The following is a 25415-nucleotide window of genomic DNA, read 5'->3' on the forward strand; positions in this document are numbered from 1 at the left end:
CCGTACTGTCGACTATCCGTATTACCTGGTTGAGTGCGACTGTGGAAAAATTTATCCCAGCAGTGAATTGAGTGGTGGCGAACCTATTGGCGACTCTGGTGATTATTCAGATTGCTATTGTCCGCACTGTGGTGAAGGCGAAGAGCATTTTGCGGAATGCGCAGACCCAGAAACTGCGTGGAAAGCGCAGCAAGACAAGATTGATGCGCTGGTAGAGGCGCTGGAGAAGGCGCAGCAGCGCAACGCAGAACTTGAAGCGCAAAACGAATATATCCGTAAGCGCTATCAGCAGCTCGATCTGCTGATCGGGAAAAATATCCTGGTTATGCAGGCTGCAATCATCGAATGGCAGGCCACTGGCGATGCTAAAAACGGGCTGGCGTGGATTTATAACACGCTCTTCGGACCAGGCGAATTGCCTGATGAAGCGGAGAAAGACGCACAGGCATATTTCGACCGCAAATATGCTCCGCTCGATGAAGAGCTTATGGCGCTTCACAAGTGGTTTTGGGAACAAAGCGAGGCTGAACGTGCCGCCGCTGGCATCAAGGTGGAGGTGAAATAGTGGACTCTTCCCTGGAATACGCCTGCAAACGCCTGCAGGAACTGGAAAGCCTACTGCTGGTGGATGTGCCTGAAACAGTATGGCCAGCGGAAGTAAGCATGGTCTTCGCTCAGATTGAAAAAGCCGGGACACTTCCGGCGCACCACCAGCGCCGACTGCAGCACCATATCAACCGTATGTGGCTGGAAAAAATGCCGGTACCGTCAATTATCGCCGCGGCTGGTTCGCTGGCATGTGCCATGGAGAAATATGCGTGAAAGATAGCGAAATCATCGTTGATAACTTTGCTGGCGGTGGCGGCGCCTCGACGGGCATCGAGCTAGCGATTGGGCGTAGCGTGGACATCGCGATAAACCACGACCCAAACGCTGTAGCTATGCATACCACCAATCACCCGGGAACTCTGCACTATTGCGAGTCTGTTTATTCAGTGCGTCCAAAAGTAGCGACTGCCGGCCGCAGTGTTGGTTTGGCCTGGTTCTCGCCGGACTGCCGCCACTTTTCCAAAGCGAAAGGGGCTAAACCAGTTGAAAAAGCGATTCGTGGGCTGGCGTGGATCGTTATCCGCTGGGCGCTGGATGTTGGTCCGCGTGTAATGATGCTAGAGAACGTCGAAGAGTTTAAAACGTGGGGTCCACTGCTGGCGGTGGAAATGCGTCCGGATCCGGACCGCATTGGCGAAACGTTCCTGGCATTCGTCGGTATGCTGACATCCGGAGTTCCTGCGGATCACCCTGCGTTGTTGGAATGTTGCGAGTTTCTGGAGTTGTCGCCGGATAGTGAACAGGCGAAACGCTTAGTTGCCGGCCTGGGCTATGTTGTCGATTTCCGTGAGCTGCGCGCCTGCGACTATGGCGCGCCGACCATCCGTAAGCGGTTCTTCATGGTGATGCGCCGGGACAGGCAACCAATAGTCTGGCCGGAAGCAACCCACGGGGATCCGAAATCACCGGCGGTGCTGGCCGGAAAACTGGCGCCATGGCGCACAGCTGCAGAATGCATTGATTGGTCAATCCCAGCTCCGTCGATTTTTGGCCGCAAAAAACCGCTGGCGGAAAACACGCTCCGTCGCATTGCCCGGGGAATCCAGCGCTTTGTTATCGAAAGCGCTTCGCCGTTCATCGTGAAGTGCAATCACACAACGACACGCGGGAAATATGACTGTTTCCGGGGGCAGGCACTGGACGATCCGTTGCAGACGATTACGAAAACCCACGGCTACGCAATCGCGGTACCTCATCTGACAAAGTTCCGCACCGGCGCAACCGGACAGCCAGTCACCGAACCGGTACCAACGGTGACGGCTGGCACGTCCAGGCGCCCGGGCGGGAATGGTCATGCGCTGGGGTTTGTTGAGGCGGGCCTTGTCCCTTTCCTCGCTGGCAACGGTGGCAGCGAATACCAGGCGAAACCGCGCCCGCTTGTTAAACCTGCCCACACCATCCTGAAAGAGTCACGAGCCTGCGTCGTCACTCCAGTTATCGCCCGGCAATTCGGTGCCAGCGTCGGCCACCGCGCAGACGAGCCAAGCGCTACGATTACCGCTGGAGGGGGAGGTAAATCTCAGTTGGTGTCAGCATTTCTGGCGAAACACTACGGCGGGAACTACCAGGGCGCCGGTATTGACCTGGGCGAACCCGCTCATTCAGTTACCACTGTCGATCATCATGCGCTGGTTACTGCTCAGATTGTTGGTGTTGGCGGTCGTGCTGGGCAGAGCAGGCCGCGAGACGTTAGCGAGCCACTACAGACCATGACGACAAAGGCTGATGCTGCAATGGTCACGTCCCACCTGATAAAACTCCGCGGCACCTGCCGTGATGGCCAGACAACTGACGAGCCGATGCCTACTATCACTGCCGGCGGGCAGCACGTAGGGGAGGTTAAAACGACTCTGGCGGTCGAGGACTATGACGAAGAGCGCGCGCAGCAGGTGCTGGCGTTCCTGCAGAAATACTGCGGGGAGGATAGCACCGGGCTGGTGGATATCGGCGGGGTGACTTACCGCATTGTCGACATCGGCATGCGCATGCTGCAGCCACATGAGCTCTACCGGGCGCAGGGGTTCCCGGAGTGGTACATCATCGATCAGGATTACCGCGGTGTGAAGTATGCGAAGGATAAGCAGGTTGCGCGTTGTGGTAATGCGGTTCCTCCGCCTTTTGCTGAGGCGCTGGTGAGGGCTAATTTACCGGAGATGTGCCTGAAAAAAGACATTGCAGCATGATAAAACCCGCTTCGGCGGGTTTTTTAATATGGAAAAACATCAATCTAAACATAAGCATGGTGTTGGCAAAAAGTGCTGCAGAGGGGTTGAACATTTCATGCAACCGGTATACTGTTTATTTGTACAGTATTCATGTGAGGTGCTAACCATGAAAGTTGAAGTCACAATTGATAAACATAAAAAACTCCCTGATGGCGCCATACCTGCGCTTGAGCAAGAATTGCTGCGCCGCTTGTCCCAGTCTTATGATGACTGCAAATTAACCATTCGACGCACAAGCAACGATGGCCTTAGCGTTTTGGGCGGCGCTGATGGCGATAAAAAACGCGTTGAGCAAATTCTGCAAGAGACGTGGGAAAGCGCGGACGACTGGTTTTACTGATTCACCTTTTGGTGGCTGGCATTTCCCAAAGCATCGCAATAAGCGTGTCCCTTTGATGCTGTCACCGGACTTTTTTTTGCGTCTGTATGTCGCTCAGGGGGTAGTGTGAGTGATGGTATTGAGGTTCCTACTAATCATTCCTGGTACGATGTTGTCAGGAGATCAGATGGCGCCATTATTTGTAGCTTCCCGGCCGAAGGAAGGCATCTGATTTACAGGGTTAATGGCATAATTTCAATGCGACCTTTATTGCCTGAAGAAGAAATTTTTACTCTAAACGGATTTATGAAATTTGCGGAACGACTTGGCTACCGAGTTCTCCCACCTTCTGATAATATGAAATCAACGGCCTGAACAACCGTTACCTACTGCGCCACGGAGAGAAGCCATGGCGCAATTGCACTTAATAAAACAATCTCAAGGTATCCTGATCCCCGCGACGCCGGAGACCAGTGATTTTCTGCAATCAAAATGCAAGCTCGGATCCGTTCTGGAAGCCGATTATAAGCTTGTCCGCAATCCGGCGTTTCACCGCCGTTACTTTGCTTTACTCAATCTCGGCTTTGAATATTGGGAACCTACCGGCGGGGCGATTTCGTCTAACGAGCGCAGGCTTATCACAGGTTACGCCAAATACCTTGCTGCATATGGCGGGAGTGAATCGGCGTTGCTTGATGCCGCCGGGCAATATCTCGACCGGATAGCTGAGAAGCGATCCGGCTATATCAGTATTTGCAAATCCTTCGATGCTTACCGGGCGTGGGTCATCGTTGAAGCCGGCCACTATGACGCCATACAGCTGCCGGACGGCACGCTGAAAAAACACCCTCGCAGCATTTCTTTCGCAAGCATGGACGAATGCGAGTTCCAGGAACTGTACAAAGCATCGCTGGATGTTCTCTGGCGGTGGATCCTCTCTCGTTCATTCAACAGCCTGCAGGAAGCTGAGAACGCCGCCAACCAGCTTTTAAGCTTCGCTGGGTGATGCCGATGAAACACTCATGGTTTCAGCATCCCGAATGCACTGCGGAGCAGGCAGAACAGTTGGTGTCCAGATATCAGGCGCGTGGCATCGTCACCGAGAAAAGCCTTAACCCGGATTATCTGAGCTGGACGGTCAGCGCCAGGCTGCCGGTTTGTGCTCGACCGGAGTATACGTCGCGATCACTTCGTCAACGGATTTGGGGGTAAGCATGGCTAATCTTCGCAAAGCGGCGCGCGGCCGCGAATGTCAGGTTCGTATCCCGGGCGTCTGCAACGGTAACCCTGAAACCACGGTATTGGCCCATATCCGCATTGCTGGATTGTGCGGGACCGGGATTAAGCCGCCTGATCTGATCGCCGCTATCGCCTGTTCATCCTGTCACGATGAAATAGACCGCCGCACGCGCCTGGTAGATGCGGAGTATGCGAAGGAGTGCGCGCTGGAGGGAATGGCCAGAACGCAGGTTATCTGGATGAAAGAGGGGCTGATAAAAGCATGAACCAATATCGAATTTCATTACCCTGGCCACCAAGCAACAACCGCTACTACCGGCATAACCGGGGGCGCACTCACATTAGCGCGGAAGGGCAGGCATACCGCGACAGCGTCGCCAGAATCATCAAAGACTCGATGCTTGATATCGGCCTGTCCACGCCACTGAAAATCCGTATTGAGTGCCACATGCCTGATCGCCGGCGCCGTGACCTGGACAACCTGCAAAAGGCTGCATTCGATGCTCTGACGAAGTCAGGTTTCTGGCTAGATGACCAGCAGGTTGATTATTACAGCGTGAAGAGAATGCCTGTCGTCAAAGGTGGGCGGCTTGAGCTAACCATTACAGAAATGGAGTCCGCATGAGCCGTGACATTATCGAACACATCCGCGACCGCTGGCAAAAGCTCCGCCTGTGCCGGCATCGCGGCACCGTACTGGTTGACTACCGCATACTGAGAAATTTCGTTCGCATCTATCAGACCCTGGGAGAGACAGCATGATTAATACCCAATACCTCCAGTATGTTCGCCAGCAGCTGATAGTGGCCACCGCCGATCTGAGCGGCGCGACGAAAGGGCAACTGGTAGCCTTTGCAGAAAACGCACAATTCACCGCTACGGCGCGCAGCCGGAGGAGGAAGAAGGTATATAGCGAGGTGAAGCAAAAAATGGTTAACCCGGATGGGCCGCCGATGAGCGGCAGCCAGTCCCGCGCTAAGGGTTCATCAATCGCTCTCGTTCTGCCCGTTGAATATTCGACGGCAAGTTGGCGACGGGCTCTGCTGTCGCTGGAAGACCACCAGAAAGCGTGGCTGCTGTGGAACTACAGCGATAATATCCGCTGGGAACACCAGGAGACGATCACCCGGTGGGCATGGGGGCAATTCAACGAAAAGCTGGCCGGCGTGCGCATTGCAAAGAAAACAGTCGATCGCCTGCGCCAACTTATCTGGCTGGCCGCGCAGGATGTCAAAGCCGAGCTGGCAGGGCGGGAGGCGTATGAATATCAGGCGCTGGCGGAGCTGGTTGGTGTAGCAAAGTCCACATGGACAGAAACCTACCTCCCTCATTGGCTGGCGCTGCGCAGCAGTTTTGTGAAGCTTGATAGCGACGCTCTCATATCGGTAACGCGATCACGTTCACAACAAAAGGCGACAAATTTAGATGTAAGTCTTGCAAAACCGAACTGAAAGGCATATATTTCATGTAAATCTGATATCGTCGCCATGGCTTCGATTGTCGACACAAAGAATTCAAGCCCGAGGTTAACGCCTTGGGCTTTTTGCTTTCCGGCGACACGACAGGGGTATTCGCGAGATGCATTGCATCAGTACCCCTGTCACATCGTCGTAGAGCATTGAAACGAGTTTCATCAGATGTTAAATTTTTGGTGTGGTGAATCCCCCTATGCGGAGGGGCATTGCCAGTCTGATATGTTTTTTTGCGCATTGCGAGTCGTCTGTGGACTGGCGGCGACTTACCGGGAGGCACCCGGCACCACACCTAATAAAAAATGATGATAGCTGTAAGGCCCACTTCGGTGGGCTTTTTCTTTGGGCAAAAAAAAGCCCGCATGGTTTCATGCAGGCAAGGCAGTTACATTTAGATTTTGTCCCGGTATATGTTTTTTGTCCGGAAGTCGAAAGATACTGTCTCGAATACATTTTGTAAATAACGGATTCAAATCACAAGGCCATGCATTTGCATGGCTTTTTTATTATCAGGTCCCGCGGAAATCATCACCGACATGCTTCGTTGTTAAATCCAGCCTGACGGGCCTGACCTTCTCACACACAGCTTCCCGATCTTTCATCGGAGGCGGTAACTATGGCTAAGCGTATGCAAGACAAAGAGAGCATTGCCGGGATGTCCTGGCTGGTTCTGCTGATCATTGCTTGCTGGGGTGGACTTGTCCGCTACCTGATAGATGTGAAGCAGAGCAAGGCAACATGGAGCTTGATCAATGCTCTTGCCCAAATGGTGGTTTCAGGGTTTACCGGCGTTATTGCTGGCCTGGTGAGCATTGAAAGCGGACTGAGCATTTACATGATTCTGGCAACCGCGGGGATAAGCGGCGCGATGGGCTCCGTAGCGCTCACGTATTTCTGGGAACGAATCACCGGAGTGAAAGCACAATGACAGCAGACCAGATTATCGAGGGGATCCTCGGCAAGGAGGATGGTTATGTCGATCATCCGTCGGATAAAGGCGGGCCGACCCGCTGGGGCATCACGCAGACCACCGCCCGTGCACATGGCTACACCGGTGATATGCGGAACCTGCCCAGGGAAACAGCAAAGCAAATCCTGCTGAGCGATTACTGGACCGGCCCCCGGTTTGACCAGGTGGCAGCTCTATCTACGTTACTGGCAGATGAGCTTTGCGACACTGGCGTGAACATGGGGCCATCTGTAGCCAGTAAGTTTTTCCAGCGCTGGCTGACCGCAATGAATATGCGCGGAAAGCTGTATCCCGATCTGATTCCGGATGGCGCCATTGGTCCCCGAACCATCACCGCGCTTAAGGGATACCTTTCCGCCCGCGGGAAAGAGGGTGAACAGGTTCTGGTGCGTGCGCTGAACTGCAGCCAGGGTGCCAGATACCTCGAACTGGCGGAGGGCCGCGAAGCCAACGAGGATTTTCTCTACGGCTGGGTTAAGGAGCGTGTCCTGTGAAGATGATCATTTTCGCTTTGCTTGTGCTGGTGGCTGTGCTCGTTCTGTTACTTCTGCGCAAATATACCCGGCTGGAGTTCGTAGGGCATGCCAGCTTGCTGCTGAAAACGTGGTCTGTAAAGCTGGGAGCTATCGGCGCGCTGGTTGGTGTATGGGCGCAGTCGTTCCCGGATGCTGCGCTGCACGCCTGGGCGGTGCTGCCGCCGGATATCAAAAACATCCTGCCGCCAAACATCGTTGCGTTGATTAGCCCTGCGCTGGTGGTGCTGGCCGTACTATCGCAATACGTACGCCAGCCAGCATTGAAAGAAAAGGCCGACGAACTGAAGGAGCAGCAATGAGCTTTGAAATTATCGCGGGACTGGTGGTCGTCATCCTGGGTGCTATTGCTGGCGCGTTCGGCATTGGCCATGCTCGCGGGGCCAGTAAGGCGAAAGCCAAAGCTGATCAGCAACGTACCGAAGAGAACGCCGCTGCTACTGTCGCCGCGGCAGAACGCCGTGCTGAAGTCACGAAAGGGGCCAGCGATGTACAGGAAGACGTTAAGCGTATGGGCGATGACGATGTTGATCGGGAGTTGCGCGAAAAGTTTACCCGCCCCGGTAGTCGTTGACACGGCCTGCAGCTGGGTGCGGATCATCTACCTGACTGACCACGATATCGATGTGTTGGATAAGCAGACCAAGCGTGACATCCTGGCGCACAACAAAGCAGTGCAGGCCAATTGCTCGCAGCTCACAGAGAAGGCTACGAAATGAGTGAAGCAAAACCGCAGGATGGCAGCACCGTAAAGGGCTATCGCACCCTGACGCCAGCTGACATCGAGATGATGAATGAGATCAAGGCTGTAAGCCGTGAGTTCCTCAAAAAGCTGGATTTTCTTGAATTTGTACATGAAAGCGAACCGGATCCAGACCCTCAAACTCTGCGCTGGCTGGCAATCGCCCGCACCGATATGCAAACGGCATGCATGGCAGCATGCCGGGCGGTGGCTCGGCCTGACGCTGACATCTGAGTGAGTATCACAAGGCGCGTTTTCGAGTGCGCCTGATGATGAATCATAAATTTTGTTTCGTTGATAAATATCTTGCGTATAAAGTGATAGTTCCAACTTTAGAGGATGAGTTATGAGCTATCGAGCTACTGGCACAATCTACAAAACGTACGTACTTAAGAGTGAAAGCGGAAAGCAGTTTAAATATGAGATTCTTCAGTGGAATGACGGATCATCAATTACGGCCACAATCTCATGTCTGGATGCTTTACCGGGGCAGGTTTCATCTTGGGTGGTTGTTGACCCTGAATTGTATCTTAATATTCAAAATCACCATCCAGAATATGCGCTGGACGAGATACGAGAGCATTTTTCAGAAAATTACGCTCAAGAGTGATTAGCCGCCTGCGGTCGGTTTTTTATTGCCATCACAAAGGCCACCTGAGGGTGGCTTTTTTAATGGTTTCAACTACATACCAGATGCATGCATGGGCATGTCTCCACTCTTGCCAGCCCAGTAACCGATTTCGCTTCTCTCTCAGCCAATTCAAAGGTAGCTGCGCAAAGCTTCTGGTATCTACCGGTTGTGAAGCCTTTCTTTTTCGTCAGTCCAAGTAGCGGGTTGATTTTTTTACAATTAGCCCGATGAATCCTGGTAAAGCGTTCATCACTCTTGCTTGCCTTACCGCTGGCGGTTTTTAAGGTGTTGACGACATATCCATCAGGATTATCGCTAAGCCAATGACGATACGCAGATTCACTATCCGGTTGAAGTTCACTTCTGAATACCTTTACGCCCATACGATATCTCCGTGTTGTTTTTAATGAATTATAACAGGATTAACCCATGGCAAAACCGGACTGGGGCGAGCTTCAGCAACGGTTCCTGTCCGATCATGCCGCAACCGGCGTATCACCGAAGGATTGGTGTGAAGCGCAGGGACTGAATTACGCTACTGCCCGCCGATACATCAAGAAACCCACTGCGCAAACTGCGCAAAAACCTGCGCAGAAGAAATTGCGCACTGCGCAAAAGGAAAAGTGCGCAGAAGAGCTGGTGGAAGATGATGGACTCACCGATCAACAGCGTTTATTTGTCGCGGAATACCTGAAGGACAACAACGCCACGCAGGCCGCTATCCGTGCCGGGTACAGCAAGAAGACAGCGAATGAACAGGGAGCAAGGCTGTTAGCAAAAGTTAGTATTGCGCAGGCCATTGCGCAGCAGCAGAAAGCATCCATTGTGCGCACGCTTGGCAGCGCTGATGAAGTGCTTGAGCAGATGTGGCGCCTGGCCACCTTCGATGCTAACCAGCTTTCTCAGTATCGCCGCGGGAGCTGCCGCTACTGCTGGGGCTTCGGTCATCAGTATCAATGGCGCGATGCTGTTGAGTACGAAGAGAAGCGACTCGAAGCGCTTGAGCGAAAACGTCGCGAGCCCGTCGATGTTGGTGGCTACGGTTACGACCACACCAGCGCACCTAACCCGGAATGCCCTCGCTGTAATGGAGATGGCGTCGGCCAGCCTTTCTTCGCTGATACGCGCAAACTGGCGCCTGATGCTGCGCTTGCCTATTCCGGTGTGAAGCTTGGTAAGAATGGCATTGAGATAACCGCCATCAGCCGTGAGCGCATGTTCGAGGCGGTGATGAAGCGTCTCGGCCTGGCTGATAGTGAATTCGCCCAGCGCCTGCAGCAGATAGAAATTGAGCGCCGGCAGCTGGAGATCGACAAACTTCGCAAAGAACTGGCCACTGACCCGGAGGATGACGAACCAACGCCAGTTGCGATCAATATCAACGTAGTCGATGCGCGAGTGAGGGAAGAGGATGGCGATAGCTCCGACGCTTAACGTTCCCCAGGCTCGTTTTCTGGCTATGCAGCAAAAGTTCAAAGCCTATGTAGCTGGCTTTGGTTCCGGTAAGACGTGGGTTGGCTGTGGTGGAATATGCAAAGGGTTCTGGGAGTTCCCCAAAATAAACCAGGGCTACTTTGCCCCGACCTATCCTCAGATCCGCGATATTTTCTACCCCACGGTGGAAGAAGTTGCTCACGACTGGGGACTGAAAGTCAAAATCGTTGAGAGCAACAAAGAGGTCCATTTCTACAGTGGGCGCCAGTACCGCGGCACGACAATTTGTCGGTCGATGGAAAAGCCCGACACGATAGTAGGCTTTAAAATCGGCAATGCGCTGGTGGATGAACTCGACGTTCTGAAAGCGGATAAGGCGCGTCAGGCGTGGCGAAAAATAATCGCGCGTATGCGTTATAAGGTTGATGGTCTGCGTAATGGCATTGACGTGACTACCACACCTGAAGGATTTAAGTTCGTCTATAACCAGTTTGTTAAGGCTGTGAGGGAAAAGCCTGAACTGAGGTCGATGTATGGTCTGGTACAGGCTTCGACATTCGACAACGAAAAGAACCTGCCGGATGACTATATTCCTTCACTCCTGGCGAGTTACCCGCCGGAATTGATCAAGGCATATCTGAACGGCCAGTTTACTAACCTGACCAGCGGCACCATTTATCATCAGTTCGACAGGGTGCTGAATAATTCCAGTGAGGAAGAGCAGCCAGGTGAAGCGCTGTATATCGGGATGGATTTCAACGTCGGGAAGATGGCCGGGATCGTCCATGTATTGCGGCTCGGCTTACCACACGCGGTAACAGAGATTATCAACGCTTACGATACGCCCGATATGATACGCATCATCAAGGAACGTTTCTGGCTGTATGCCGACGGTGACTACCGCAAGGTCCGCGAGATTTATATTTACCCGGATGCCTCTGGTGATTCCAGGAAGTCAAACAACGCCAGCAAAACAGATATTGAGCAGCTCCGACAGGCCGGATTTAACGTCATCGTTGATGATGCTAACCCGCCGGTAAAGGACCGCATCAACTCCATGAACGCCATGTTCTGCAATGGTAATGGCGATCGCCGGTACAAGGTGAATGTGGCCCGTTGCCCGGTCTATGCCGACTGCCTGGAACAACAGGTGTGGGATAAAAACGGCGAACCGGATAAAAAGAGCGATAACGACCACCCCAACGATGGCGCCGGTTACTTCATTGTGAAGCAATTCCCAATCGTTCGACCTGCATTCTCTATTTCACTGGACACGACATTCTGATGGCCAATAACGATATTACTTATGTTCGCCCTGAGGTCAGGGCGGCGATGCCCGTGTGGAAAAAAATTCGTGACGTGTGCAAAGGGGCTGATGCTGTAAAGGCCGCCGGGAATGAATACCTCCCTTTTCTGGATCCGTCCGATAAGTCTGCACGCAATAAAAAGCGCAATGCTGATTACATTCAGCGCGCCGTTTTCTACGCGATAACGGGCAATACAAAGGTGGGTTTACTGGGGCTGGCATTCCGAAAAGACCCGACCATGACCGCGCCGGATAAACTGAATTATCTTCGTGATAACGCCGATGGTGCTGGTGCCAGCATTTATCAGCAGTCCCAGCAGGTTACAGAAAATATTCTGGAAGCCGCACGCGAGGGGCTGTATACGGATTATGCGGCTGGGACTGATGAGGCGATTATCCTTCGCTATCAGGCGGAGAACATCATTAACTGGCGCACCAAACGTATCAATGGACGCGATCAACTGGTGCTGGTGGTTTTACGCGAATGCATGGAAAAGGAAGATGGTTTTGCGTACAAGGATGAAATCCAGTATCGGGAACTTGCCCTGGAGGACGGCAAGTTTATCTGCAGGGTGTGGCGAAAGTCGGCCGATGCAGGGTCTTTTTCCGTCGATTCTGAGTATCACCCGAAGCCTAAAGGTGAGGATTTTTGGGATGAGATCCCCTTTACCTTCGTTGGTGCACAAAATAACGATCCCAGCATCGACGAGTCGCCATTAGCCGCCCTCGTTGAAATTAACCTTGGTCATTATCGAAATTCGGCGGATTACGAAGACAGCGTATTTTTCTGCGGTCAGGTTCAGCCGGTGATTTCCGGTCTTGATACCGCCTGGCGTGACTGGCTGCAGGATAAGGGAATTCGTGTCGGTTCTCGTTCTCCATTCCTTCTGCCGAAGGAGGGGAGTTTTACCTATGCTCAGGCGCAACCAAACACCCTGGCTAAAGAGGCGATGGACAGTAAGCGTGATTATTCTGTTCAGCTTGGCGCCCGGCTTATCGAGCAGAACGGTGCGGTTAAAACCGCCACGCAATCCAGCGGCGAGCAAACCGCATCCACATCGGTGCTCGGCATTTGTGTGTCCAATGTCTCGGAGGCCTATACGCTGGCGCTCGGCTGGTGCGCCAGATATCTCGGCATAAAAGGCGAGGACTACCGTTACAGCATCAATCAGGAGTTTATCGCCAAAGTCGCTGAATCCGGCATGGTAACGGCAATCGTCAATGCCTGGCAGTCCGGTGCGATCCGCGACACGGATATGGTCAGAGCGTTGCAGAGGCTTGACCTGATAGATCCCGCTGATGACCCTGAAACTGTCATTGACGCCATTCGTAACGGCGCGCCTAACCTGATTGGTGGCAATAATGGCAACGGCGAATGACAAACTGCATGATGAATCCGTAGCCCACGCTATATGGGTTAGTCGCTACAGCACCGGCGTTGCCAACAGGATGATAAAAGTCCTGAATGACAGCGACGCCGAACTTACCGCAAGGTTGCTGGTGGCTATTGATACGCTGGACGCTGAGAGCTTTACCGTTTCTAGGCTGGAAGCGTTACTGGTAAGCGTCAGGGCAATAAACAAGGATGCGATTCAGTCGATGTATGCAGCTCTTACTGCCGAGTTGCAGGAACTGGCGAAGCACGAAGCCACTTTTCAGATGAGCCTCTTCCAGTTTGCCATTCCCGACGATGTTCTGGCTCTTCATCCACTGGTTGGCATCTCCCCGGATGCAGTTTATGCCGCGGCGATGGGGCGTCCATTCCAGGGACGTTTGCTGAGTGAATGGGCCAGCAACCTCGAAGCTGATCGGATGGCGCGGATATCCAATACTGTGCGGCAGGGATTCCTGCTGGGCGATACGCATGAGCAGATCGCAAAAAAGGTTCGTGGACATGCTAACCGCGGCTACCAGGATGGTGCGCTTCAGATGAGCCGGGCCAATGCGGCCAGCATAGCGAAAACGGCAGTAGGGCATCTTGCATCAACAGCAAGACAAAGCTTTGCGTCGGCGAACGACGACATTCTGAAGGGTAAGCAGTGGTTATCTACTTTGGATAACCGGACATCAAAGGATTGTCGGATCCGCGACCGACTCAAGTACACGCTGGATAACAAACCGATAGGACACAAGGTGCCTTATTTGCAGGGACCTGGGAAAATCCACTTTTGCTGTCGGAGCACCGAAACTTACATCCTGAAATCGTCCGAGGAATTAGGTATTAAAGTCGGCGAAATCAAGGATAGCTCGCGCGCCAGCATGGATGGACAGTTTCCGGCTGACACGAATTACCAGGACTGGTTCTCCCGGCAGTCGTTCACGCGACAAGCTGAGATTGTCGGAGAAACGCGCGCCAGGCTGATTCGTGATGGCGGCATGTCTCCCGATGAGTTCTACAACGACAGGGGCGAGTGGCTGACGCTGGACCAGTTGCGCTCAAAGGATGAGCAGGCATTCAGAAACGCCAGGCTTTAACCAACATATCTTATTCAATCAGGCTGCCTTCTGGCGGCCTTTTTTATTGGGCCAGGCCCACAGTAACTATCCCAAGGGGACAACATGCTTATTCGTAACATGCTCATTAAATATTATTCGGCAGCTGGTGGTGAAGGTGGTGATGGCGGTGGATCCGGTAGTGGTGCGCCCGAGATTACGCCGGAAATCCAAAAGCTGATCGATGAGCAGGTCAGTGCTCAGGTTTCAGGCCTGAAAAATAAAAATAGTGAGTTACTCGGTAAGCTCAAAGAGTCCACTGAGTCGCTTAAGCGTTTTGAAGGTATCGATCCTGACGCGGTGAAAACTATTCTCCAGCGTTTCTCTGATGATGAAGAGGCGCAACTGATCGCCGCCGGGAAAATTGACGAGGTACTGGATAAACGCACTGAGCGGCTACGTGCTGATGTTGATAAGCAAATCAAAGCCGCTAATGAACGCGCTGAAAAGGCGGAAGCGTTCTCCAACAAATTCCGTGATCGTGTCCTGGGTGATGCTATCCGCAGTGCAGCGCTTAAGGCAGGCGCGCTGCCAGAAGCATCCGACGATCTGATTCTTCGTGCTAAAGGCACATTCCAGCTCAACGACGAAGGCGAGGCCGTAGCAGTTGATGCAAATGGCGATGTTCTGTTCGGTAAAGACGGCAAAACTCCGCTCACCCCGGTTGAGTGGGCTGAATCTCTGAAAGAGACGGCCCCGCACCTGTTCCCGCGCGCCGAAGGCTCCGGGGCTGGTGGTCATAAACCCGGTGGCGGTGGCGGTAGTCTGAAACGTTCAGAAATGAGCTCAAGCGACAAAGCGGACTACATCCGCAAACATGGCCAGAAGGCCTATCTCAAATTGCCTAAGTAAGGACTAATCAATGCCTACGACCGTAAACAGTGACCTGATTATCTATGACGACCTCGCGCAGACTGCGTTTCTTGAGCGTCGCCAGGATAATCTGGAAGTCTTCAACGCCGCTTCAAACGGCGCAATCATTCTCGACAACGAACTGATCGAGGGTGATTTTCGCAAGCGCACCTTCTATAAAGTTGGTGGTTCTATCGAATCGCGCAACGTTAACTCCACCGACCCGGTAACGGGTAAAAAAATCGGTGCCGGTGAATCTGTCAGCGTTAAGGCGCCGTGGAAATACGGCCCGTATGAAACCACGGAGGAGGCGTTTAAACGTCGGGGTCGCGACGTTAGCGAATTCTCCGAGGTGATCGGCGTCGACGTCGCTGATGCAACGCTTGAAGGTTATATCAAGTATGCCCTACAGGGTCTTGTTGCAGCCATTGGCGCAAATGCTGACATGACGGTATCCGCGGATATTGCCACTGATGGTAAGAAAACGCTGACCCGTGGCCTGCGTAAATACGGCGATAAATTTAACCGTGTTGCGCTGTTCGTTATGCATTCCACGACCTATTTCGACATTGTTGATCAGGCTATCGACAACAAAATTTACGAAGAAGCTGGCGTGGTGGTTTATGGCGGACAGCCAGGCACGTTGGGTAAACCGGTGCTGGTAACTGACACCATGCCAGTTGATGCGATTCTGGGGCTGGTGGCCGGCGCGGTATCCGTAACGGAATCACAGGCTCCGGGCTTCCGTTCCTACGATATCAACGACCAGGAAAACCTTGCCATTGGCTATCGCGCAGAGGGCACGGTTAACGTTGAACTGCTGGGTTACAGCTGGGATGAGACGAAGGGCGCTAACCCTGACCTGACCAAAATCGGCACCGGCGCGAACTGGAAGAAACATTTCACCAGTAACAAATCCACTGCAGGCGTACTGATTAAGCTGGAAGCCCCTGCGGGGGAGTAACCCTGTCAGTGGATAAAACTTCCGCAACTGCTGACAGTACCGACGCGGTGACCGTTTCGCTCAAGTACACCAGAAATGGTGCCGGAGTCTCCGGCGCATCTGTGGCGTGGACGTCTACAGGCGGCACACTCAGTGCTTCGACGTCACAGACAGGGTCTGCTGGTGGCTCGACGGTGAAACTCACCTCTGCTACGGCCGGCTCCTTGACGGTGACGGCTACCGTTGACGGCGTGGTGAAAACAACTGAAGCGATCGCGTTCACTGCTCCAGCGGGTGGTTAACTGACGGGGCGAAAGCCCCGTTTCTTTTGGTGAGGATCCGATGACCGTTTATATAACAATCCAGGACGTTGACGAGTTGCTGGGGGATACCTGGGCTACCGCCGACAAAAAGGGTAAAGCTGTGCTCCAGGCAAACACCTGGATGACGGCGCTTAACCTTCAGGATATCGACCAGGAACATATTCCCGAAGAGGTTAAGCAGGCCGGAGCGTTTATCTCTTCCGTTGCCGCTGCAGGCAATCTGTATCAGCAAAAAACGGATTCCGGCGTAGTGACGAGCAAAAGCGTTGAGGCTGATGATGTAAAGGTTTCCCGAACGTTTGCCGAGATTTCAACTACTAGCGCTGAATTACTCGATCCGGATTTGCAACTGGCACTGGATATGCTCAAACCGTGGATGATTAACCCGTTTCAGACGTTCTTTGTGAGGGCGTGATATGGGAATTCGTGACGAGCTGCAAACCGAAGTCGCCGCAGCATTCGATACCGACCTGCAGGATGCCGTTAAGGATTTCACTGGGTCATACACCGTTCGGGGTGCCTGGGATCCGGTGACGGAAACCGGCACTGAAACGAAGGTGACTTACTCGGGGCGTGGAGTGCTGGCGCGCTATAAACTGCGCCGTATCGATGGCGTTAACATTCTGCATGGTGATGTGAAGCTAGCCGCCCTGGTTAACGAGGTGACTGATAAGCCGGCCGTCGGGCATATCATCACCGCACCGGATCCGATTACGGGAGAGCTTCAGCGCTACGAAGTCATCACTGCTTCTGCCGACTCTGCTGGCGCTGCGTACTCCATTCAACTGCGGAGGGTGTGATATGGCTAAGGGCTGGAACATTGACCCGGCGGCATTCGCCGGGCTGGTGGCCGAAGATGTCAAACTGCGCCAGCGGACAATCGCTATTCAGCTGCTGAATGAAATCGTTCAGCGATCGCCTGTAGGTAACCCGGAGCTGTGGGCCATCAACGCGACAGCGGTTCAATACAACAAAGCTGTTGGGGAATGGAACGAATCTCTTTATGCCGATCCTGCTAACCTGACCAAAACCGGAAGGCTCAGGAAGAAAGTCCGTGTTAATGACAGCATGGATATCAGGCGGCCGGCTGAGTATCGCGCAGGAACCTTCAGGGCATCGCATTTTGTCAGCATCGGCGCACCCGATCACTCCGTCCCGACCGAACCGGATCCGCGCGGGACAATGACGTTTCTTAATGGCAAAAATATTATTGACCAGGCGCCAGCCTACTCGGTGATTTACATCCAGTCGAACCTGCCTTACTCCGTGCCTCTGGAGAATGGCCACTCAACACAGGCGCCGACAGGCGTCTATGCCGTCTCGTTTAATGGTGTGATTCAGGCCTACAAATGACCCTTACAGAAATCAGAAACGCTGTCATTTCCCGAATGGCGGCACAGACCGCTATTGCCTCTGATGCGGTGGATTATCCCAATGGTCCTGTATTTGACCCCAACAACCGCGATATCTGGGCCCGCCTCACCAACATTGCAGGACAGGCTGGCGCAACCGAGATCGGGAATGGGCCGGTCGTCCACAGGACGGGCTTACTCATCATTCAGCTGTTTGTTCCGGTCGGATCCGGGACGTTGCTTATCTCCCGAACGGCCGACCAGCTAACGGAGCTATTCGAGTTTAAGGACGACGGAAAGCTGAGTTATTTCGCTGTTTCTGCTGTGCCGGCGGGTGAGACCGATGGCTGGTTACAGCTCAATCTTCAAATTCCTTATCGCGCTCTGTAGCGCACAAAAAACAGGAGGCTCCTGTGAGCTCAGGTGCAAAAGTAGTAGCCGCGTTTATTCGCGAGACAACACCAGGAATCACGCCTACAGCAGGGGCGTGGAACCTGCTGCGTCGTTCTTCATTTGGTCTGAAACCAACGCAGAACACCAACGACAATGACGAAATCGCTGGTGACCGCATGGCGCAGGGTGTTTCACGCGGCACAGTGGATGTCGGCGGCGATGTCGGCACGCGGTTTCGCTGGAACCAGCATGATGATTTTCTTGCCAGCTGCTTCGGTTCCGAATGGGTAAATAACGTGCTGACGATGGGTAATGGTCGCATTACGTTCTCCGTGGCGACTTTTGCCAGTGATGTGGGGATCGCCCAGATTGCCCGCGGTTGCCAGGTTGGCACCTTCCAGATGGAAATCCCGGCCGATGGTGATATCACCGCAACCGTTACGTTTGCAGGGCTGGACTGGGAGACGAAGGGGGACGATACCAGCTATTTCACCACGCCGGTTGATTTAGCGGGGGCCCTGCGCTACTCCTTCAAGGAGGTCACGAACATCCGGCTAAATGGTGTTGATGGCGGGACAGGTTTCTGCGTCGACACCTTCAACATCCAGTTCAACAACAATATGCAGACTCAGCGCTGCATCGGTACCGGTTCGGCATTCGCCGGCGCAAACATTCCGACAACCTTTACCCCGTCAGGTCAAATCACGCTGTCATGGTCAAAGGCTGCATGGGAGGTTTACAAAAAAACGTTCACCGGCGAAACGGTGCCGTTTAGCTTCTCCCTGGAGAATGCTGAAGGCTCCTATACCTTCGATTTCCCGGAAGTGCAGATCTCCGGCGACTGGCCGGATGCGGGGAGCACTGACATTGTTCAGGTTCAGCTGGATATCACCGCGGCCAATACTCCGCCGACGATTACGCGCGTGCCTAAAGTGCCGGCGACGGCAATCAGTGTTGCGCCAGCCACTTCAACTGGGGCCGTGGGTTCTACTGTGACGTTAACCGCCACGCTTACGCCAGCTGATTCAACTGATAACGTCCAGTGGACGTCATCGGATCCGACTATCGCCAGTGTGGTTTCTACAGGGCAGAAAACAGCGAAGGTCACGCGTAACGCAGCCGGTACTGCAATCATCACTGGTAAGGCTCGCACCTTTACCGCAACGTCTGAAATCACCGTTACCGCGCCTTAATTTACCTGGCCCGTTCTGCAGTCATCGCGGATCGGGCTTTTTTGGGAGTCTTTATGCTGATTATTTCTTCTCAAATTGATTTGAACGGAGAACGCTGGTTTTTCCCTTACAAAAAGCCAGCAGGAAGTAAAAAGAAATTCACGCCGGAAGACGAGGCGCTATTTAAACTCCGTCTGCTGGTGGCCAGTAGCGAGAATCCACAATACCGCTCACGCAATGCGCTGGTGCGGCGCCATATCGACAAAATGGACGAGAGCTACCAGGTCGGTACGAATGCTTTCGATCTCGCCAGTGTGGGCGAGATTGACTCGGTTGATGATCTTCTCATCGACAATTGCGCGCGCTTTCTTCTGAAAGACTGGGAAGGCGTGGGGGAGCTGGTGGATGGTGCGGAGACGGCGGTAGCGTATACACCGGAGCGTGGTGTTGCGTTACTGAAGCAAAACCCCTCTCTGTACTGGCTTATTCTGGCTGAGGCGGCGAATATTGCTCAGGGTAAGGAGCAGCAGACTCAGGAAACCGTAAAAAAGCCATAGAGGCCCAAAAGTGGCTAAAGGAATTCGCTGGCGAGCAGGGCGAGAAAGCAAAGTGGCGCAGGGAGAAACTAAATCTCCCGCCCATTCCGGAGCCTGAAATTGATGCGGTCACTGGGGAGATCCTCAACGCTTACGCCATGATATCGCGCGGCAGGAAGTATGCCGGCATGGCCGGAGTGCCGCTCCCTCTATCCCTGAATGATATTGAGCTTTACCTGGCATCGCGCACCATCCTGATCGACCGCATTGAGTTTGACGCAGCGATACTGGCTCTTGATGATGCCTGGAGGGTTGAGTGGGCAGAGGCACAGAAACGTGCAGCAGATAAGAAAGGAAGCAACTGACCTACCATTAATGGTGGTCCATGCTACTAAAAGTCGATGATAGGATGTTTCCGATTGCAATCAAAGGAAACATATAATGAAAAAAGTCATCGCCTTGGCGCTTGGAGCGCTGTTACTTTCTGGTTGTACAGTGCGTGTTGCAGATTTGACTGTGGCGAGCACTAAAAATTACAACCTCAATGGGGGTAAGTTCTATAAAGGGAAACGTGTAACAGCAGAAGATAGCTATCCGGTTATCATCTTCCCTCTTGGCATCCCGAACGTTAAAACAGCCGCTGATCGAGCGATTGAAAAAGATCGCTGTGCAGTTGGTCTGTCTGACGTAGTTGTCACTCAACTTAACCATTCCTTCCTGTTCGGTAAGATTGGTCTGCGTGTTGAGGGGAATCTTGTGATTGACCGCAGCCTGCCGGGTTGCGAGAACGCAAGCTGATTGATAAGGCCACCTTCGGGTGGCTTTTTGCTTATGGGAGGGGAGGAGTATGAAAGCAATTATTGTAGGATTGGTATTGTCTTTTTATTGTACTTATTCTTTTGCTCAGATTGAGGAAGTGCAGCTTTTGGATAGCATGAAATCTCAAGCGTGCAATGGAAATAAGGCATGTGAATCTATGTTTATATCAGCAATTAGTATGGCATCGAATATTGCTAGATATCATGGTGAATGCCTTAGGGACGGCGACACATCCAAGCAATGTCTCAATGCCAAGATAACTTACGAGCATATAGCATCTGAGTATGAGCAAGATAAAAAGTCCCGGCAGTGAACATAAACCTTTCTGAGGAAGTTGATTTATCTTAAGTTAGGCAGTGGCAATGATATTTCATGCTGATAGAGATGGTATCCGCATATATGGCGCAAGGCTATGATGCTGCTTTGAGGTGGAGAAAGAGTTGCTGGTAGCTATAGAATATCATTGTTTAAACATTTCCAAACCCGCTTAATCGGCGGGTTTTTTATTGCCCGGAGATAGGTAATGACTGAACAAACATCCCGCCTCGCTATTATTCTCGATAGCACCGGAGCAGAAAAGAATGCGGATAGTTTAGCCAGTGCTCTAAACAAAATAACAGCAGAGGGTGAAAAAGCTGAGTTCGCAACGGATAATCTTTCCGCAGCTACTAAAGATCTGAACTCACATCTTAAGGTTGGACCAAAACACGCTATCGAAAATGCGAAGTCAACAAGGTCGCAGCGGGAAGAAATAGAAAAATTACTGGATAAGCTGGATCCTACATCAAAGGCGTTTGATGAGCTGGATAAAGCAATGGAGCGGCTGAAAAAGGCAAATCTATCTGGTGTGCTGGGGGCTGAGGAATTCAGCCACTACAGTTCCATCATTGATCAAACCCGCAATCGTCTTCAGTCTGCTCAGGATGAATTGACTGGGTATACGCAGGCCCAGAGAGAAGCTGCGAAAGCTGCTCAGGATTCAGCAGCGCAACAGGCGCAGCAAGAGCGAATTCTCACGCAATTACAGGCTCGCCTTGATCCCGTAACCCACGCATTACAGGCTCTTGACGAGCAGCAGCGGCAAATTTTCGAATATACGTATAGTGGTGCGCTTAGTATCCAGCAGTATGATGCCTACAGTGCCAAAATTGCCGAAGCCCGCCGTGAGTTGAACGGAGAAGCGCAGGCAGAACGTGAGGCAGTAAAGGCTCAGGAAGAGCAGCGTGCTTCGTTGCAGCGGTTAGTTGGCCAACTTGACCCTTTCTCAGCTGCGTTAGATAAAATCAAGAAACAGCGAGCTGAACTGTCGGCAGCCAAAGATGCCGGGCTGCTTACGCCTGAATACCACGCAGAGCTTTCAAATAAGCTGGATTTGACGGAGAAAGGGCTCAATCAGGTCAGCAATGAAATGCGGTATGGGGCCATCTCGGCAGGGCAGTATAAAAATGCCATGCGGTTACTCCCCGCGCAGTTGAATGATATTGCTGTTGGCCTGGCTGGTGGTATGCCTTTGTTCACTATCTTCATGCAACAGGGTTCGCAGATCGCTGATTCGTTTGGCGGCTGGGGTAATCTGTTCGAGATCATAAAACAGCAGTTGCTGGGGGCCGGAGATGCCGCCGATGAATCAAGCGATTCCCTGTCAGCTAACGCTAACTCATTGTCTGAAAATGCAGAGAATGCCAAAAAACTGACTGGATTTCTGAATCCCATGACTATCGGGATCGGCGCTCTTGTCGCAGTTGTGGGTACTCTCACATATGCCTGGTACAAAGGCAGCCAGGAGCAACAGGAGTTCAATAAGTCCCTTGTTCTGACCGGGAATATTGCCGGGGTAACCACCGGGCAATTGGCAGACATGGCGAGATCGGTCGCAGATAATACAGGGAATACCACAGCCGCCGCCGCTCAGGCACTAAACCGTGTTGTCTCTGGTGGTAAAATCGCTACAGGTTCAATGCAGACTGTCACAGAGGCCGTTGTCGCAATGAACGATGCGACCGATGAATCTATCGATAGCATGGTGGCAGACTTCGAGAAAATCGCACAAAACCCGGTAGCCGCTATCGGAGAACTGAACGACAAATATCACTTCCTGACTCTGGCAACTTACAACCAGATTAAGGCGTTGCAGGACGAGGGTAATCAGCAAGAGGCTGCGAGACTGGCAACAGAGACGTATGCTGCGACTATGAAGCAGCGTGCTGACCAGATTCAGGGTAACCTCGGATCACTGGAGCAGGCATGGAAATGGTTGGGTGATGCCGCGAAAGGTGCCTGGGATGCCATGCTTGATATAGGTCGTGAAAAATCTATAGAGCAAAAAATAGCAGAAGCTCAGGACGAACTGGGTAGGGCGCAAAAGTCACTTTCTGATTTAAGTGCCGGACAATCAAAATATGCTGGGCCATATGGAGCATGGAAGTCTAGCGACCTTTCCATGCTTCAAAAGGGGGTCGATGCTGCTAAAGCGCGACTAGCTTCATTGCAGTCCGAGAAAATGGCTCAGGACGCCATTAATGAATCCTATGACCCATACCTTAAAAAACAGCAGGAAGGGATAAAACTACAGCAGAAGGCTGATGCCTTTTCTCAGAAATATCAGACACGGCAGCAGCAACGTGCTAAAGAGTTGGCTGAGCTATCCAAGTATCGCGGGAAATATACTCAAGAAGAATATGACAGAATATATTCTGAAATAAATGACCGCTACAAAGACCCGAAATCACCCAAGACGCCAAAGGGTAAAGCATATACCGAGGACGCGGCAACCCGGCTGCTTGATCAAATAAACCAGCAGACAGCTGCCATGCAGTACCAACTGGATGCCAGCGATAAGCTAAGTAGCGCAACCCAGGCGCGGGTTAAGTTCGAACAGCAGATCGCTGAGCTTAAGTCTAAAACGCAGCTAACCGCCGACCAGAAGTCGATTCTTTCCCGTTCAGATGAAATCCTCCAAGCGTATAAGCAGCAGGAGGCACTGCAAAACTCCGTAAAAACCCTGGATGATTACCGGAAAATGCAGGAACAGGTAAAGACGAAGGATGAGCGGACCAACGATCTGCTTAAAACCCGTCTTGAACTGCTGGAGAAAGCCAAAGCAACCGGGCAACTAAAACCCGGTGAATATGAAAAAACACGGGCAGATATTTATCAAAACACCGATATGCAGCTGCCCTCGACGGTTCGTAATGTTGTAGGAAACCTGACACCAACAGGAGGGCGACTCTCTGGAACTTTTGAGGGGATGCAGGGGCAAATCAATGAATATGACCAGGCTCAGCAAGAGCTCCAGCGCTGGCTGGCAGCTCAGGAGGAAGCTTATGCGAAGGCCGGTGAAATAACTGCCGAGGGTGAGGCCAGAATGACCTCTATTCGTCAACGTGCGGCGGATGCAAATCAGGTCATAGAGGCTCAGAAAAACACCATCATATCTGCGGCCACGCAGTCCTTGTTTGACAGTACCGCCGACATCATGCGAACGGGGTTTGGTGAGCAATCGGCAATCTACAAGGTCGCTTTTGCTGCGAGCAAGGCATTCGCTATCGCGGACTCGATGGTGAAAATCCAGCAGGCTATAGCAAGCGGTGCAGTAAGCGCGCCTTATCCGGCCAACATCATCGCTATGGCCTCAATCGCTGCGCAGACCGCCAGTATCGTCTCAAATATTCAGGCTGTTTCAGGCGTTGGCTTCGCCTCCGGCGGTTACACCGGCCCCGGTGGTAAGTATCAGCCAGCGGGTATTGTTCACAAAGGAGAGTACGTCTTCGACCAGGCATCAACGAACCGGATCGGCGTGTCTCAGCTTGAGGCACTTCGAAATGGCCAACCGCTTGATGCAACTCTGGGGCGTACAGGGTTTGGTACTGGTGTGCAGAACGTTAACAGCGATAACAGCAGCAAGACCACCATCCATGCTCCCATTGAGCAACATTTCCATACGCCGCCCGGTGTGACACCTGATCAGATGGCTCTCTCCATGGCTCAAACGCAGAAGCGGGCGACAACGGAAGCCCTGGATCAGGTTGCTGCGCAATTGTTGAGGGGAGATGGGAAAGTTGGTAAGGCAATGCGCAGTAAATATTCAGGCAGAGGGTTAGAGTGATGACTGATATCTACTACCCGCATGACAGTCTTCCGATGCCATTACAGGAAGGATACGGATTCCAGCCTGTAAGCCCGTTAAAACGAACCCAGTTAACTACCGGCCGCGCGCGGCAAAGGCGAGCTTATACGTCCACACCGACGCAGGCCAGCATCACCTGGTTTATGGAAACCGATGCGCAGGGACTGGCGTTTGAGTCCTGGTTCCGTGATGCGTTATCTGACGGGGCTGCATGGTTCATGATGAAGCTGCAGACGCCGGCAGGCATTAAGTTTTACAAATGCCGCTTTACAGATATTTATCAGGGACCGGTGCTGGTGGCCCCGATTTACTGGAAGTACACAGCGACGCTTGAATTATGGGAACGCCCCCTTGCTCCTGCCCCATGGGGTAATTACCCGGAATGGATCGTCGGAAGTTCGTTGCTGGATATTGCGCTGAATAAGGAGTGGCCGAAGCATGACGCAGATTAAACGCCTCTACGCCAGCAGCGGACCGGAGGTGATCATTGAAACGCTGCAGATCACCATTGGCTCTGATGTTCACTACCTGTGCCAGGGTTACGACAACATTACGGCAACGACGGAGAACGGCGATACCGTAACGTTTTCAGCCTGTGCGATAGACATTGCGCTGCCGGCGCGCAATGCGGACGGCACGCAGGACCTCAAATTTGCCTTGTGCAATATCGATGGTGTTGTGTCCACGGCGATCCGCAATGCGCTGGCTAACCTTCTGTCTGCATTTCTGACGTACCGGCGTTATATCTCCACGGATTTAGCGGCCCCTGCGGAAGTGCCGTATACGCTGAAAATCAAGTCGGGCTCCTGGACGGCGACAGAGGTGCAGATCACTGCGGGCTACATGAATATCCTCGATACCGCCTGGCCGCGATACCGCTACACGCTCCCTGTATTCCCCGGACTGCGTTATATCAGCTAAGGAAT

General features: G+C 52.7%; 37 protein-coding genes and 1 pseudogene. 37 read left to right on the plus strand and 1 reads right to left on the minus strand.

The window, feature by feature from the left end; genetic code table 11:
* Positions 1-133: 133 nt before the first annotated feature.
* The 18 genes and pseudogenes from NKJ21_RS01940 to NKJ21_RS02025 form a co-directional block, all read left to right on the plus strand.
* Positions 134-565: pseudogene (locus NKJ21_RS01940) on the plus strand (ead/Ea22-like family protein); the annotation flags it as partial.
* A complete protein-coding gene (locus NKJ21_RS01945) occupies positions 565-822 on the plus strand; it encodes a hypothetical protein (protein WP_032423781.1) in 258 nt (85 codons plus the stop codon). The pseudogene NKJ21_RS01940 and the gene NKJ21_RS01945, both read left to right, overlap by 1 nt.
* Positions 819-2792 (plus strand): DNA cytosine methyltransferase, encoded by a 1974-nt coding sequence (locus NKJ21_RS01950; protein ID WP_375294008.1) that lies wholly within the window; start codon positions 819-821, stop codon positions 2790-2792. The genes NKJ21_RS01945 and NKJ21_RS01950 overlap by 4 nt, the downstream gene beginning before the upstream one ends.
* Before the next feature lie 148 nt (positions 2793-2940).
* Positions 2941-3174, plus strand: coding sequence for a DinI family protein (locus tag NKJ21_RS01955; RefSeq protein WP_004184503.1), 234 nt, complete (start codon positions 2941-2943; stop codon positions 3172-3174).
* Positions 3175-3279: 105 nt separating this feature from the next.
* Entirely contained in the window at positions 3280-3528 is a 249-nt protein-coding gene (locus tag NKJ21_RS01960) for a hypothetical protein (protein ID WP_071557491.1), read from the plus strand.
* A gap of 34 nt (positions 3529-3562) precedes the next feature.
* The gene (locus NKJ21_RS01965) at positions 3563-4159 is read left to right on the plus strand and encodes a DUF1367 family protein (RefSeq protein WP_016946309.1); all 597 of its coding nucleotides are present in this window, start codon (positions 3563-3565) and stop codon (positions 4157-4159) included.
* A complete protein-coding gene (locus NKJ21_RS01970) occupies positions 4159-4365 on the plus strand; it encodes a hypothetical protein (RefSeq protein WP_072217460.1) in 207 nt (68 codons plus the stop codon). The genes NKJ21_RS01965 and NKJ21_RS01970 overlap by 1 nt, the downstream gene beginning before the upstream one ends.
* A 2-nt stretch (positions 4366-4367) precedes the next feature.
* Complete coding sequence (locus NKJ21_RS01975) at positions 4368-4658, plus strand: DUF1364 domain-containing protein (protein ID WP_004146340.1); 291 nt, start codon at positions 4368-4370, stop codon at positions 4656-4658.
* Complete coding sequence (gene rusA, locus NKJ21_RS01980; protein WP_058843012.1) at positions 4655-5017, plus strand: crossover junction endodeoxyribonuclease RusA; 363 nt, start codon at positions 4655-4657, stop codon at positions 5015-5017. Before NKJ21_RS01975 ends, rusA begins: the two co-directional genes overlap by 4 nt.
* Positions 5014-5154, plus strand: coding sequence for a YlcG family protein (locus NKJ21_RS01985; RefSeq protein ID WP_032423785.1), 141 nt, complete (start codon positions 5014-5016; stop codon positions 5152-5154). Before rusA ends, NKJ21_RS01985 begins: the two co-directional genes overlap by 4 nt.
* Entirely contained in the window at positions 5154-5843 is a 690-nt protein-coding gene (locus tag NKJ21_RS01990; RefSeq protein ID WP_032423804.1) for a bacteriophage antitermination protein Q, read from the plus strand. The genes NKJ21_RS01985 and NKJ21_RS01990 overlap by 1 nt, the downstream gene beginning before the upstream one ends.
* A gap of 649 nt (positions 5844-6492) precedes the next feature.
* Complete coding sequence (locus tag NKJ21_RS01995; protein ID WP_024940884.1) at positions 6493-6792, plus strand: phage holin family protein; 300 nt, start codon at positions 6493-6495, stop codon at positions 6790-6792.
* Complete coding sequence (locus NKJ21_RS02000; RefSeq protein ID WP_004218565.1) at positions 6789-7328, plus strand: glycoside hydrolase family 108 protein; 540 nt, start codon at positions 6789-6791, stop codon at positions 7326-7328. Before NKJ21_RS01995 ends, NKJ21_RS02000 begins: the two co-directional genes overlap by 4 nt.
* Entirely contained in the window at positions 7325-7669 is a 345-nt protein-coding gene (locus NKJ21_RS02005) for a hypothetical protein (RefSeq protein WP_004190674.1), read from the plus strand. Before NKJ21_RS02000 ends, NKJ21_RS02005 begins: the two co-directional genes overlap by 4 nt.
* The gene (locus NKJ21_RS02010) at positions 7666-7941 is read left to right on the plus strand and encodes a hypothetical protein (RefSeq protein ID WP_004190672.1); all 276 of its coding nucleotides are present in this window, start codon (positions 7666-7668) and stop codon (positions 7939-7941) included. Before NKJ21_RS02005 ends, NKJ21_RS02010 begins: the two co-directional genes overlap by 4 nt.
* Positions 7892-8086 carry a hypothetical protein gene (locus tag NKJ21_RS02015; protein ID WP_114501359.1) on the plus strand — a complete coding sequence of 65 codons (195 nt, stop codon included), beginning with the start codon at positions 7892-7894 and terminating at the stop codon, positions 8084-8086. The genes NKJ21_RS02010 and NKJ21_RS02015 overlap by 50 nt, the downstream gene beginning before the upstream one ends.
* Positions 8083-8343, plus strand: a complete 261-nt coding sequence (locus NKJ21_RS02020; RefSeq protein WP_114501360.1) for a hypothetical protein — start codon at positions 8083-8085, stop codon at positions 8341-8343. The genes NKJ21_RS02015 and NKJ21_RS02020 overlap by 4 nt, the downstream gene beginning before the upstream one ends.
* Before the next feature lie 112 nt (positions 8344-8455).
* Positions 8456-8719: a hypothetical protein gene (locus NKJ21_RS02025; RefSeq protein WP_142674706.1), complete on the plus strand. Its 264-nt coding sequence runs from the start codon at positions 8456-8458 to the stop codon at positions 8717-8719.
* Positions 8720-8787: 68 nt separating this feature from the next.
* Here the strand turns inward: NKJ21_RS02025 and NKJ21_RS02030 are convergent, their stop codons facing one another.
* Positions 8788-9123, minus strand: coding sequence for a hypothetical protein (locus NKJ21_RS02030; protein ID WP_254732673.1), 336 nt, complete (start codon positions 9121-9123; stop codon positions 8788-8790).
* Positions 9124-9169: 46 nt separating this feature from the next.
* Here NKJ21_RS02030 and NKJ21_RS02035 point away from each other — a divergent pair, with 46 nt between their 5' ends.
* The 19 genes from NKJ21_RS02035 (at position 9170) to NKJ21_RS02120 (ending at position 25410) form a co-directional block, all read left to right on the plus strand.
* Positions 9170-10174, plus strand: coding sequence for a terminase small subunit (locus NKJ21_RS02035; protein ID WP_114501361.1), 1005 nt, complete (start codon positions 9170-9172; stop codon positions 10172-10174).
* A complete protein-coding gene (locus NKJ21_RS02040; protein ID WP_004190663.1) occupies positions 10152-11459 on the plus strand; it encodes a terminase large subunit domain-containing protein in 1308 nt (435 codons plus the stop codon). Before NKJ21_RS02035 ends, NKJ21_RS02040 begins: the two co-directional genes overlap by 23 nt.
* Positions 11459-12859, plus strand: a complete 1401-nt coding sequence (locus NKJ21_RS02045; protein ID WP_114501363.1) for a DUF4055 domain-containing protein — start codon at positions 11459-11461, stop codon at positions 12857-12859. The genes NKJ21_RS02040 and NKJ21_RS02045 overlap by 1 nt, the downstream gene beginning before the upstream one ends.
* On the plus strand, positions 12843-13955 hold the full coding sequence (locus tag NKJ21_RS02050; RefSeq protein ID WP_064173559.1) for a phage minor head protein: 1113 nt from the start codon (positions 12843-12845) through the stop codon (positions 13953-13955). The genes NKJ21_RS02045 and NKJ21_RS02050 overlap by 17 nt, the downstream gene beginning before the upstream one ends.
* Before the next feature lie 84 nt (positions 13956-14039).
* Positions 14040-14825, plus strand: coding sequence for a hypothetical protein (locus tag NKJ21_RS02055; protein ID WP_114501365.1), 786 nt, complete (start codon positions 14040-14042; stop codon positions 14823-14825).
* Between the two features lie 10 nt (positions 14826-14835).
* Positions 14836-15789 carry a major capsid protein gene (locus NKJ21_RS02060; RefSeq protein ID WP_004190653.1) on the plus strand — a complete coding sequence of 318 codons (954 nt, stop codon included), beginning with the start codon at positions 14836-14838 and terminating at the stop codon, positions 15787-15789.
* 47 nt (positions 15790-15836) lie between these two features.
* Positions 15837-16070 (plus strand): Ig-like domain-containing protein, encoded by a 234-nt coding sequence (locus NKJ21_RS27805; protein WP_370655368.1) that lies wholly within the window; start codon positions 15837-15839, stop codon positions 16068-16070.
* A 40-nt stretch (positions 16071-16110) separates the two neighbouring features.
* Positions 16111-16506 (plus strand): hypothetical protein, encoded by a 396-nt coding sequence (locus NKJ21_RS02065; RefSeq protein ID WP_064114796.1) that lies wholly within the window; start codon positions 16111-16113, stop codon positions 16504-16506.
* 1 nt (position 16507) lies between these two features.
* Positions 16508-16891 carry a hypothetical protein gene (locus NKJ21_RS02070; RefSeq protein WP_064114797.1) on the plus strand — a complete coding sequence of 128 codons (384 nt, stop codon included), beginning with the start codon at positions 16508-16510 and terminating at the stop codon, positions 16889-16891.
* A gap of 1 nt (position 16892) precedes the next feature.
* A complete protein-coding gene (locus tag NKJ21_RS02075; RefSeq protein ID WP_064114798.1) occupies positions 16893-17444 on the plus strand; it encodes a hypothetical protein in 552 nt (183 codons plus the stop codon).
* Positions 17441-17833, plus strand: coding sequence for a phage tail terminator-like protein (locus NKJ21_RS02080; RefSeq protein WP_032434136.1), 393 nt, complete (start codon positions 17441-17443; stop codon positions 17831-17833). The genes NKJ21_RS02075 and NKJ21_RS02080 overlap by 4 nt, the downstream gene beginning before the upstream one ends.
* 23 nt (positions 17834-17856) lie before the next feature.
* The gene (locus tag NKJ21_RS02085; RefSeq protein ID WP_254732675.1) at positions 17857-19029 is read left to right on the plus strand and encodes a phage tail tube protein; all 1173 of its coding nucleotides are present in this window, start codon (positions 17857-17859) and stop codon (positions 19027-19029) included.
* A 53-nt stretch (positions 19030-19082) separates the two neighbouring features.
* Positions 19083-19565 (plus strand): hypothetical protein, encoded by a 483-nt coding sequence (locus tag NKJ21_RS02090; RefSeq protein WP_254732677.1) that lies wholly within the window; start codon positions 19083-19085, stop codon positions 19563-19565.
* 167 nt (positions 19566-19732) lie between these two features.
* On the plus strand, positions 19733-19909 hold the full coding sequence (locus NKJ21_RS02095) for a hypothetical protein (protein ID WP_114501367.1): 177 nt from the start codon (positions 19733-19735) through the stop codon (positions 19907-19909).
* A 76-nt stretch (positions 19910-19985) separates the two neighbouring features.
* Positions 19986-20342, plus strand: coding sequence for a hypothetical protein (locus NKJ21_RS02100; RefSeq protein ID WP_004217333.1), 357 nt, complete (start codon positions 19986-19988; stop codon positions 20340-20342).
* A 49-nt stretch (positions 20343-20391) separates the two neighbouring features.
* Positions 20392-20676: a hypothetical protein gene (locus NKJ21_RS02105; protein ID WP_057775156.1), complete on the plus strand. Its 285-nt coding sequence runs from the start codon at positions 20392-20394 to the stop codon at positions 20674-20676.
* A 210-nt stretch (positions 20677-20886) separates the two neighbouring features.
* Positions 20887-24468: a phage tail length tape measure family protein gene (locus NKJ21_RS02110; protein WP_064114800.1), complete on the plus strand. Its 3582-nt coding sequence runs from the start codon at positions 20887-20889 to the stop codon at positions 24466-24468.
* Positions 24468-24941 (plus strand): hypothetical protein, encoded by a 474-nt coding sequence (locus tag NKJ21_RS02115; protein ID WP_023313121.1) that lies wholly within the window; start codon positions 24468-24470, stop codon positions 24939-24941. The genes NKJ21_RS02110 and NKJ21_RS02115 overlap by 1 nt, the downstream gene beginning before the upstream one ends.
* Entirely contained in the window at positions 24928-25410 is a 483-nt protein-coding gene (locus NKJ21_RS02120; protein WP_064114801.1) for a DUF1833 family protein, read from the plus strand. The genes NKJ21_RS02115 and NKJ21_RS02120 overlap by 14 nt, the downstream gene beginning before the upstream one ends.
* Positions 25411-25415: the final 5 nt, after the last annotated feature.

Source organism: Klebsiella sp. SWET4 (assembly GCF_024296565.1).
In the GTDB taxonomy this organism is placed as follows: Bacteria; Pseudomonadota; Gammaproteobacteria; order Enterobacterales; family Enterobacteriaceae; genus Klebsiella; species Klebsiella variicola.

Excerpts from the sequence above, each read along its gene's own strand:
- NKJ21_RS01955 (WP_004184503.1), top strand. The coding sequence starts at position 2,941 with ATGAAAGTTGAAGTCACAATTGATAAACATAAAAAACTCCCTGATGGC.
- NKJ21_RS01965 (WP_016946309.1), top strand. The coding sequence starts at position 3,563 with ATGGCGCAATTGCACTTAATAAAACAATCTCAAGGTATCCTGATCCCC.
- NKJ21_RS01970 (WP_072217460.1), top strand. The coding sequence starts at position 4,159 with ATGCCGATGAAACACTCATGGTTTCAGCATCCCGAATGCACTGCGGAG.
- NKJ21_RS01975 (WP_004146340.1), top strand. The coding sequence starts at position 4,368 with ATGGCTAATCTTCGCAAAGCGGCGCGCGGCCGCGAATGTCAGGTTCGT.
- rusA (WP_058843012.1), top strand. The coding sequence starts at position 4,655 with ATGAACCAATATCGAATTTCATTACCCTGGCCACCAAGCAACAACCGC.
- NKJ21_RS01985 (WP_032423785.1), top strand. The coding sequence starts at position 5,014 with ATGAGCCGTGACATTATCGAACACATCCGCGACCGCTGGCAAAAGCTC.
- NKJ21_RS01995 (WP_024940884.1), top strand. The coding sequence starts at position 6,493 with ATGCAAGACAAAGAGAGCATTGCCGGGATGTCCTGGCTGGTTCTGCTG.
- NKJ21_RS02000 (WP_004218565.1), top strand. The coding sequence starts at position 6,789 with ATGACAGCAGACCAGATTATCGAGGGGATCCTCGGCAAGGAGGATGGT.
- NKJ21_RS02010 (WP_004190672.1), top strand. The coding sequence starts at position 7,666 with ATGAGCTTTGAAATTATCGCGGGACTGGTGGTCGTCATCCTGGGTGCT.
- NKJ21_RS02015 (WP_114501359.1), top strand. The coding sequence starts at position 7,892 with ATGTTGATCGGGAGTTGCGCGAAAAGTTTACCCGCCCCGGTAGTCGTT.
- NKJ21_RS02020 (WP_114501360.1), top strand. The coding sequence starts at position 8,083 with ATGAGTGAAGCAAAACCGCAGGATGGCAGCACCGTAAAGGGCTATCGC.
- NKJ21_RS02025 (WP_142674706.1), top strand. The coding sequence starts at position 8,456 with ATGAGCTATCGAGCTACTGGCACAATCTACAAAACGTACGTACTTAAG.
- NKJ21_RS02030 (WP_254732673.1), bottom strand. The coding sequence starts at position 9,123 with ATGGGCGTAAAGGTATTCAGAAGTGAACTTCAACCGGATAGTGAATCT.
- NKJ21_RS02035 (WP_114501361.1), top strand. The coding sequence starts at position 9,170 with ATGGCAAAACCGGACTGGGGCGAGCTTCAGCAACGGTTCCTGTCCGAT.
- NKJ21_RS02040 (WP_004190663.1), top strand. The coding sequence starts at position 10,152 with ATGGCGATAGCTCCGACGCTTAACGTTCCCCAGGCTCGTTTTCTGGCT.
- NKJ21_RS02045 (WP_114501363.1), top strand. The coding sequence starts at position 11,459 with ATGGCCAATAACGATATTACTTATGTTCGCCCTGAGGTCAGGGCGGCG.
- NKJ21_RS02050 (WP_064173559.1), top strand. The coding sequence starts at position 12,843 with ATGGCAACGGCGAATGACAAACTGCATGATGAATCCGTAGCCCACGCT.
- NKJ21_RS02055 (WP_114501365.1), top strand. The coding sequence starts at position 14,040 with ATGCTTATTCGTAACATGCTCATTAAATATTATTCGGCAGCTGGTGGT.
- NKJ21_RS02060 (WP_004190653.1), top strand. The coding sequence starts at position 14,836 with ATGCCTACGACCGTAAACAGTGACCTGATTATCTATGACGACCTCGCG.
- NKJ21_RS02065 (WP_064114796.1), top strand. The coding sequence starts at position 16,111 with ATGACCGTTTATATAACAATCCAGGACGTTGACGAGTTGCTGGGGGAT.
- NKJ21_RS02070 (WP_064114797.1), top strand. The coding sequence starts at position 16,508 with ATGGGAATTCGTGACGAGCTGCAAACCGAAGTCGCCGCAGCATTCGAT.
- NKJ21_RS02075 (WP_064114798.1), top strand. The coding sequence starts at position 16,893 with ATGGCTAAGGGCTGGAACATTGACCCGGCGGCATTCGCCGGGCTGGTG.
- NKJ21_RS02080 (WP_032434136.1), top strand. The coding sequence starts at position 17,441 with ATGACCCTTACAGAAATCAGAAACGCTGTCATTTCCCGAATGGCGGCA.
- NKJ21_RS02090 (WP_254732677.1), top strand. The coding sequence starts at position 19,083 with ATGCTGATTATTTCTTCTCAAATTGATTTGAACGGAGAACGCTGGTTT.
- NKJ21_RS02095 (WP_114501367.1), top strand. The coding sequence starts at position 19,733 with ATGGCCGGAGTGCCGCTCCCTCTATCCCTGAATGATATTGAGCTTTAC.
- NKJ21_RS02100 (WP_004217333.1), top strand. The coding sequence starts at position 19,986 with ATGAAAAAAGTCATCGCCTTGGCGCTTGGAGCGCTGTTACTTTCTGGT.
- NKJ21_RS02105 (WP_057775156.1), top strand. The coding sequence starts at position 20,392 with ATGAAAGCAATTATTGTAGGATTGGTATTGTCTTTTTATTGTACTTAT.
- NKJ21_RS02110 (WP_064114800.1), top strand. The coding sequence starts at position 20,887 with ATGACTGAACAAACATCCCGCCTCGCTATTATTCTCGATAGCACCGGA.
- NKJ21_RS02115 (WP_023313121.1), top strand. The coding sequence starts at position 24,468 with ATGACTGATATCTACTACCCGCATGACAGTCTTCCGATGCCATTACAG.
- NKJ21_RS02120 (WP_064114801.1), top strand. The coding sequence starts at position 24,928 with ATGACGCAGATTAAACGCCTCTACGCCAGCAGCGGACCGGAGGTGATC.